Origin of the sequence: Kitasatospora kazusensis (assembly GCF_039529945.1) — a bacterium.
Lineage (GTDB): Bacteria > Actinomycetota > Actinomycetes > Streptomycetales > Streptomycetaceae > Kitasatospora > Kitasatospora kazusensis.
The window spans coordinates 19,588-27,577 of the sequence record NZ_BAAANT010000063.1 but is presented as its reverse complement, the minus strand read 5'-3'; the positions used below and the strand labels follow the sequence as shown (position 1 = coordinate 27,577).

Genomic DNA, 7,990 nt, shown 5'->3' with positions numbered 1-7,990 from the left:
GCGGCTTCCGGTCCACCCGGATCTCGAAGTCCATCGCACCCCTTTGAACTGGGGTGTTGCAACGACTCCTAGAACCCAAGCAGTTCCCCGCGCCCCTGTCTCTGGTCGCCCGTGTGCGTTCAGCTCACGGGGCCTCAGAGTTGTGGGAGGGGGCCGCCCGGGTCGGTGGTGGTGGGGTCGAGGGGGCCCGCGGTGGTGACCGGCTTGCCGAGGGCGCTGTGCTTGACCCAGTCGTCCCAGGAGATGTTCCAGTCGCCGAAGCCGTTGCCGAACGGCTCCATCTCCGAGCCGATGCTGTTGACCACCTGGACGATGTCGCCGATCCGGGTCTGGTCGAAGAACCACTTCGCGTTGTCGGTGCTCATGCCCGTACAGCCGTGGCTGACGTTCGCGACGCCCTGGGAGCCGACCGACCAGGGCGCCGCGTGGACGTACTCACCGCTCCAGGTGACCCGGGTGGCCCAGTGGACCTGGAGGTCGTAGGAGTCCCGGCTGCCCGCCGCGATGCCGATGGTCTCGCCGTTCATCCGGACGACCGCCTCCTGCCCGAGCACCACCTTGATGCCGTTGCGGGTGGAGAAGCCGGGCTTGCCGGTGGTCACCGGGATGGTGTTCACCACCTCGCCGTTGCGGCGGTAGGTCAGCTCGTGGGCGGCCGCGTCCACCGTCGCCTCGACCCGGTCACCCGTCCGGAAGGACTTCGAGCTGCTCTGCCCGGCGTACAGGCCGTCGGAGATCCGGGCGCCGGTGCGGTCGAAGGAGAGCTTGATCCGGGCGTTGGCGGGCCAGTACTCCTGCGGGCGGAAGTGCAGGTTCTGGTCGTCGACCCAGTACCAGGCGCCGGTCACGGCGGGCTCGGAGGTCACCGTCAGGCTCCGCTCGACCTCCTGGCGGGCCGCGGGGTCCTTGACCGGCTCGGAGAGCTTCACGGTGAGCGGCTGGCCCACTCCGTAGACGCCGGTGCCGGAGGAGTCCGGTCCGAGTTCGGCGGTCAGCTGGTTCTGCGGGACGACGGTGCTGAAGGAGGTCGTGGTCTCGCCCCGGCCGCCCTTGCCGTTGTCGGCGGCGATCAGGACGGTGTACTTGGCGCCCGCGCTCAGCCGGCCGGTCGACTGCCAGCTGTGCTGGTCGCCGGCGAGCTGTCCGGCCACCTGCCGGCCGTCCGGGGCGCTGACCGTGACGTCGGTGAGCCGGCTGCCCGGCTCGGCGGTGACGGTGAACGGCCGGCCCGGGTCGACGTCGGCGGTGCCCGAGGTGTGCACCAGCGGGCCGATGTCCACCGCGGTGGGCGCGGCCGGCGCCGCGCTGCCGGGGGCGCCGCCGGAGGAGCACCCCGCCAGCGGGGCGAGCAGCAGTGCGGAAGCGGCGGCCCACCGGCGGGCGGGTCGACGGCTCGCAGCTCGGGGGTTCGCACGCACCGCTGCCTCCAAGGGTCCGATGATCTATCAGATCGTAGGAACGGGCTGCGGCCCGCGGCATCCCGGTGGCACCGAACGGGTGAGAGGGCGACGGGACGCTCCGGCGGAGCGAAAAACGCCGGGCCGGGCACCCCCGAAGGGATGCCCGGCCCGGCGCGGCCGTGAGAGCGGGAACCTACTGGTTCTGGTCCTCACCGCGGTAGAACTCGAAGACCCAGCCGTACAGACCGATCACGATCACCGGGATCGACCAGTAGAGCAGCCACCAGCCGAAGATGACGCCCATGAACGCGAGCGCACCACCGATGGCCAGCGAGAGCGGCTGCCAGCTGTGGGGGGCGAAGAAGCCCACCTCGCCGGCGTCGTCCGCCACCTCGGCCTCGGGGTTGTCACCCGCGCCGCTGTCCACCCGGCGGGCGGTGAAGGCGAGGTAGTACCCGATGAAGGCGCACAGCCCGAAGGCCATGAACAGCGCGGTGGTGCCGGCCGCCTCCTTGGCCCAGAGGCCGTAGGTGATGGCGATGGCGAGGATGAAGACCGCGAAGCCCAGGAAGATCTTGCCCTGTTCCTTCATCAGGCGTCGCCCTCCTTCTTCGTGGCCTTGTCGAGCTTCGGGTTGTCGTACGAAGCGGGGGTCACCCCGGCGAAGTGCTTGGCCGGCTCACCGTGGTTCTCCAGGTAGTCCAGCGCCGCGATCTCGGGGTGGTGCAGGTCGAACGCCGGGGATTCCGAGCGGATCCGGGGCAGGGTGGTGAAGTTGTGCCGCGGCGGCGGGCAGGAGGTCGCCCACTCCAGCGAACGGCCGTAACCCCACGGGTCGTCGACCTCGACCTTCTCGCCGTACTTGGCGGTCTTCCAGACGTTGTAGAGGAACGGCAGGATCGACAGGCCGAGCAGGAACGAGCCGATGGTCGAGACGGTGTTCAGCGTGGTGAAGCCGTCCGAGGCCAGGTAGTCGGCGTAGCGGCGGGGCATGCCCTCCGCGCCGAGCCAGTGCTGCACCAGGAAGGTGGTGTGGAAGCCGACGAACAGCGTCCAGAAGGTGACCTTGCCCAGGCGGTCGTCGAGCATCTTGCCGGTCATCTTCGGCCACCAGAAGTGGAAGCCGGCGAACATCGCGAAGACGACGGTGCCGAAGACCACGTAGTGGAAGTGGGCGACGACGAAGTACGAGTCCGAGACGCCGAAGTCGATCGGCGGGGAGGCCAGCAGCACACCCGTCAGACCACCGAAGAGGAAGGTCACCAGGAAGCCGACCGTCCAGAGCATCGGGGACTCGAAGCTCAGCGAGCCCTTCCACATGGTGCCGACCCAGTTGAAGAACTTCACACCGGTCGGTACCGCGATCAGGAAGGTCATGAAGGAGAAGAACGGCAGCAGCACCTGGCCGGTGACGTACATGTGGTGCGCCCACACCGTCACGGACAGACCGGCGATCGCGATGGTGGCCGCGATCAGGCCGGAGTAGCCGAACATCGGCTTGCGGCTGAAGACCGGGATGATCTCCGAGATGATGCCGAAGAACGGCAGCGCGATGATGTACACCTCGGGGTGGCCGAAGAACCAGAAGAGGTGCTGCCAGAGCAGTGACCCGCCGTTGGCCGGATCGAAGACGTGTGCCCCGAATTTCCGATCCGCCTCCAGCGCGAAGAGCGCGGCGGCCAGGACCGGGAAGGCCAGCAGGACGAGGACGGCGGTCAGCAGGACGTTCCACACGAAGATGGACATCCGGAACATCGTCATGCCGGGCGCGCGCATGCAGATGATGGTGGTGATGAAGTTGACCGCGCCGAGGATGGTGCCGAAGCCCGAGAAGGCCAGACCCATGATCCACATGTCGGCGCCGACACCCGGCGAGCGGACGGCGTCCGACAGCGGGGAGTAGGCGAACCAGCCGAAGTCGGCCGCACCCTGCGGGGTGAGGAAGCCGCCGACCGCGATCGTCGAGCCGAACAGGTACAGCCAGAAGGCGAACATGTTCAGGCGCGGGAACGCGACGTCGGGGGCGCCGATCTGCAGCGGCATGATCCAGTTCGCGAAACCCGCGAAGAGCGGCGTCGCGAACATCAGCAGCATGATCGTGCCGTGCATCGTGAACGCCTGGTTGAACTGCTCGTTCGAGAGGATCTGCGTCCCCGGACGGGCAAGCTCGGCGCGCATGACCAGGGCGAGGATGCCACCGATCAGGAAGAAGGCGAACGAGGTACCGAGGTACATCGTGCCGATCGTCTTGTGGTCGGTGGTGGTCAGCCACTTGATGATGGTGGAACCCGGCTTGCGGGAGTACTGGCCCCCGCCGTCCGTGACCTTGGCCCCGGATGCCCCGCCGGCAGCGGCGGGCTCGTTGAGGATAGTCACTTCTCACTTCCCATGGTCGTGATGCCCGAGGGCACCGCGCCGGTCTGGCCCTTGGCCCGCAGCTCCTTGAGGTGCTGCTCGTACTCGTCGTGCGTGACGACCTTGACGTTGAACAGCATCCGGGAGTGGTCCACGCCGCAGAGCTCGGCGCACTTCCCGCGGAAGGTGCCCAGCGCGGTCGGGGTGACCTCGAACTTGTTCACCAGGCCCGGGACGACGTCCATCTTCATCAGGAAGTTGACGGGCCAGAAGTCGTGGATGACGTCACGCGACGTCAGACGGAACTGGACCGACTCGTTGATGGGCAGGTAGAGCGTCGGCGGCTGGGCCGGCGTGCCCACGTCGTAGGCGGCGTCGGTGTTCGCCGGGTCCGGGGTCTCGGTGTTCTCGTAGTTGAACGCCCAGCTCCACTGGAAGCCCACCACGTTGACGAAGTGCTGCGGCTTCGCCGAGACCGAGGTCAGACGCGACTCGTCGCGGGCGACGAAGTAGAAGAGCACCGAGACGATGACGAGGGGGACCGCTGTGTACAGCGCCTCAATGGGCACGTTGTACCGGGTCTGAGCGGGAATCTCCACCTTGGTGCGGCTGCGCCGGTGGAAGATCACACTCCAGATGATCAGACCCCACATCAGTGCGCCGACCACCAGTGCCGCGATCCAGGAGCCCTGCCACATCTGAAGGACCATGGGTCCTTCCTTGGTGACGGGGGTGGGGAGGCCAAGCCTGGGGAGGTCGTTGGCCGAGCAGCCGGTAGCGGTCGCGATGACGAGGCCCAGTGCCAGCGCCTGAGGCAGCTTCCGCCGCATCGTGCGCCGCGGCGAGCGGTCGGAGCCGTTGGGACTCACGTAGCGCCTTCCCGAAGTCTCGCCCGCGATCGCGTCGCCGCCGGGAGTGCTGTGCGCCTCCCCGGCGACCCGGCCACGGGCACGGTTTGAATGCTTATGCGGGCCAAACCCTACTCCAGGCTTATGCGCTCCTGACGGGCAGGTCCCGGTAACGCGCCGCCCGCGTACCCGATCAGCCCCCGGAGGGGTTGACTCCCAGGTCATCGTAGGCAATCGAGGCTCGCACACCCGATCGGGGGACACCGCTCCGTCACCCGGGTGACGGAGCGTCGGGCGCCTGCGAACCGGACAAATCGGGGTGTTCGCCTGACGGCGGATGAGCCGGGGTTACGGTGTGGTCCGTGTCCTACTTCGACGTGGCCTCGACCGCTCCGCTGCATCCCGTCGCCAGGCAGGCGCTGACCGCCGCACTGGACGAGGGCTGGGCCGACCCGGCGCGGCTCTACCGCTCCGGGCGGCAGGCCCGGATGCTGCTCGACGCGGCCCGCGAGACGGTGGCCGAGGTCCTGGGGGCACGGGCGGACGAGATCTCCTTCACCTCCAGCGGCACCCAGGCCGTGCAGCTGGGCATGCTCGGCGCGCTCAAGGGCAACCGGCGCCGGGGCGGCCGCCTGCTGCACTCCGCCGTCGAGCACTCCAGCGTGCTGCACACCGCCGAGCAGCACCTCGCCGAGGGCGGCGAGGTGGCCGTCGTCCCGGTGGACCGGCTGGGCCGGGTCGATCCCGCCGGGTACGACCCGGACGAGCGGACGGCACTGGCCGTGCTCCAGACGGCCAATCACGAGGTCGGCACCCTCCAGCCGGTCGCCGAGGTGGCCGAGCGCTGCCGGGAGGCCGGGGTCCCGCTGCTGGTGGACGCCGCGCAGAGCGCCGGACGGCTGCCCGTCCCGGGCGGCTGGTCACTGCTCACGGCCTCCGCCCACAAGTGGGGCGGCCCGGCCGGGGTCGGCGTGCTCGCCGTCCGCAAGGGCGTCCGCTACGCCTCGCCGCTGCCCGCAGACGAACGCGAGCGCGGCCGGGTCCCCGGCTACGTCAACGTGCCCGCGATCGTCGCGGCGGCGGCCTCGCTGCGGGCCGTCCGCGCCGAGGCCGAGCAGGAGAACGCCCGGCTGCACGCCCTGGTCGAGCGGATCCGGACCGAAGTGCCCCGGCTCGTCCCCGAGGTGGAGGTGGTCGGCGACCCGGCCCGCCGGCTGCCGCACCTGGTCACCTTCTCCTGCCTGTACGTGGACGGCGAGGTACTGCTCACCGAGCTGGACCGCGCGGGCTTCGCGGTCTCCTCCGGCTCCTCCTGCACCTCCAGCACCCTGACGCCCAGCCACGTGCTGGCCGCGATGGGCGTGCTGACCGAGGGCAACGTCCGGGTGTCACTCCCCCACGGCACCGCCGAGGCGGACGTGGCGCGCTTCCTCGACGTGCTGCCGGGCCTGGTGGCCGGCGTACGCGCTCCGCTCGGACTCGACCTGCCGGTCGCGGCCGTGCGGCAGACGCTGGTCATCGACGCGCTGGGCAAGCTCTGCCCGCTGCCGGTCATCGAACTCGCCAAGCGGATCGGCGAGGTCGCCCCCGGGGGCACGGTCGCCGTGCTGGCCGACGACGAGGCGGCACGGTTCGACATCCCGGCCTGGTGCGGCATGCGTGCGCAGGAGTACCTCGGCGAAGCCCCGGCCACCGACTACGGCCGCGACCGGGGGTCGGCATACCTGGTGAAGCGGGTTTCCTGAGGGTTCACGTACGCAACCGGTTACCCCCAGGGGCACGGGGAACTGCGCGACCAGGGCACGACGAAGGTGCACGGTTGCGCGCGCAGTTCCCCGCGCCCCTGCTGTGGTTGCCGTAAGCGGTTACTTGGTGAGCTTGGCGCGGACCTCGGCCGCCGCCTCGTCGCCGTAGGCCACCGCGAAACGGTCCAGGAAGGCCGCGTGGCGCAGCTCGTACTCCTGGGTGCCGACGGTCTCGATCACCAGGGTGGCGACCATGCAGCCGAGCTGGGCGGAGCGCTCCAGGCCGAGGTCCCAGGACAGGCCCGCCAGGAAGCCGGCCCGGAAGCCGTCGCCGACGCCGGTCGGGTCGGCCTTGCGCTCTTCGGCCGGGCAGCCGACGGTGATCGCGGGCTCGCCCGCGCGCTCGATCCGGACGCCCTTGGAGCCGAGGGTGGTGATCCGGGTGCCGACCCGGCCGAGGATGTCCTCCGCGCTCCAGCCGGTCTTCGACTCGATCAGCGCGGCCTCGTACTCGTTGGTGAACAGGTACGCGGCGCCGTCCACGATCTCGCGGATGTCGTCGCCCTCCAGGCGGGCCAGCTGCTGCGAGGGGTCGGCGGCGAAGGCGTAGCCGCGGGTGCGGCACTCCTGGGTGTGCCGGACCATCGCCTGCGGGTCGTCGGCGCCGATCAGGACGAGGTCCAGGCCGCCGACGCGGTCGGCGACCGGCTTCAGCTCGATGTTGCGGGCCTCGGCCATCGCACCGGTGTAGAAGGAGGCGATCTGGTTGTGGTCCAGGTCGGTGGTGCACATGAAGCGGGCGGTGTGCCGGGTCTCGGAGATGTGCACCGAGTCGGTGTCCACGTTGTTGCGCCCGAGCCAGCTGCGGTACTCCTCGAAGTCCGCCCCGGCCGCGCCGACCAGGATCGGGCGCAGGCCGAGCACGCCCATGCCGAACGCGATGTTCGGGGCGACCCCGCCACGGCGGATGTCCAGGGTGTCGACCAGGAAGGAGAGCGAGACCGTGTGGAGCTGCTCGGCAACCAGCTGGTCGGCGAAGCGCCCGGGGAAAGTCGTCAGGTGGTCGGTGGCGATCGAGCCGGCGACGGCGATACGCACGGGTGTCTCCTCAGGTGGCCCTAGGGCGAGAGCGGTGGACTGAACCCCCACACGGTACCGGGCCGGACCCGGATGCCCATAGCCCGCCTCGGCCGGCGGCAGGTCCCCGAACGGGTACTACCCCGCGGTAGCTCTGGTCCGGCGCAGCGCGGCGGCCTAGGGTCGCAGACGAGGGGCCGGTGTCCGGCCTCCCGGCCAGGCCCGTGGCGGCAACGCCTCGGCCGCGTGATCGGAGCGATGACCGATGATGTCCAGCCACCCCGCCCTGCGGCCCTCCGGTAGTCGGCAGACATCCGGCTCCGTCAGGGGTGACGCCGACAGCTACACCCTTGACTCGCTGGTCAGCTCGTCCCGCCGGATGGGCCGGTTCTGGCCCTCCGCCACCGCACGCCCGGAGCCGGCCGCGGCCACCCCCGTCGGGGTGTCGGTGCCGTCCCGTACCCAGCGGCTGGTCGCCGGGATGCCCGAGTACGGCGGCTGACCACCGGTCGGGGGGAGGTGGGGGAACCGGAATCCTCTGGGCCACGTCGAACCCGCACAGCAC

The 7,990-nt window shown here is 70.2% G+C and carries 7 protein-coding genes; 2 read left to right on the top strand and 5 right to left on the bottom strand.

Going from position 1 to position 7,990, the window contains the following annotated elements; translation table 11 throughout:
- Positions 1-134: 134 nt before the first annotated feature.
- The 4 genes from ABD330_RS30040 to ctaC form a co-directional block, all read right to left on the bottom strand.
- Positions 135-1,418: a L,D-transpeptidase gene (locus tag ABD330_RS30040; RefSeq protein WP_344469448.1), complete on the bottom strand. Its 1,284-nt coding sequence runs from the start codon at positions 1,416-1,418 to the stop codon at positions 135-137.
- A gap of 175 nt (positions 1,419-1,593) precedes the next feature.
- Positions 1,594-1,992: a cytochrome c oxidase subunit 4 gene (locus ABD330_RS30035; protein ID WP_344469447.1), complete on the bottom strand. Its 399-nt coding sequence runs from the start codon at positions 1,990-1,992 to the stop codon at positions 1,594-1,596.
- Positions 1,992-3,776, bottom strand: coding sequence for an aa3-type cytochrome oxidase subunit I (gene ctaD, locus ABD330_RS30030; protein ID WP_344469446.1), 1,785 nt, complete (start codon positions 3,774-3,776; stop codon positions 1,992-1,994). The genes ABD330_RS30035 and ctaD overlap by 1 nt, the downstream gene beginning before the upstream one ends.
- On the bottom strand, positions 3,773-4,624 hold the full coding sequence (gene ctaC / locus ABD330_RS30025; protein WP_344469445.1) for an aa3-type cytochrome oxidase subunit II: 852 nt from the start codon (positions 4,622-4,624) through the stop codon (positions 3,773-3,775). Before ctaC ends, ctaD begins: the two co-directional genes overlap by 4 nt.
- Positions 4,625-4,965: 341 nt before the next feature.
- Between ctaC and ABD330_RS30020 the strand changes: the two genes are divergently transcribed.
- Complete coding sequence (locus tag ABD330_RS30020) at positions 4,966-6,348, top strand: cysteine desulfurase/sulfurtransferase TusA family protein (protein WP_344469444.1); 1,383 nt, start codon at positions 4,966-4,968, stop codon at positions 6,346-6,348.
- 120 nt (positions 6,349-6,468) lie between these two features.
- On the opposite strand, the gene ABD330_RS30015 is transcribed toward ABD330_RS30020, so the two are convergent.
- Positions 6,469-7,446 (bottom strand): carbohydrate kinase family protein, encoded by a 978-nt coding sequence (locus tag ABD330_RS30015; RefSeq protein WP_344469443.1) that lies wholly within the window; start codon positions 7,444-7,446, stop codon positions 6,469-6,471.
- A gap of 247 nt (positions 7,447-7,693) precedes the next feature.
- Between ABD330_RS30015 and ABD330_RS30010 the strand changes: the two genes are divergently transcribed.
- A complete protein-coding gene (locus ABD330_RS30010) occupies positions 7,694-7,927 on the top strand; it encodes a hypothetical protein (RefSeq protein ID WP_344469442.1) in 234 nt (77 codons plus the stop codon).
- Positions 7,928-7,990 lie beyond the last annotated feature (63 nt).

What these genes read in the sequence shown, in the direction of transcription:
- ABD330_RS30035 (WP_344469447.1), bottom strand. Translation starts at nt 1,992, where the DNA reads ATGAAGGAACAGGGCAAGATCTTCCTGGGCTTCGCGGTCTTCATCCTC.
- ABD330_RS30010 (WP_344469442.1), top strand. Translation starts at nt 7,694, where the DNA reads ATGTCCAGCCACCCCGCCCTGCGGCCCTCCGGTAGTCGGCAGACATCC.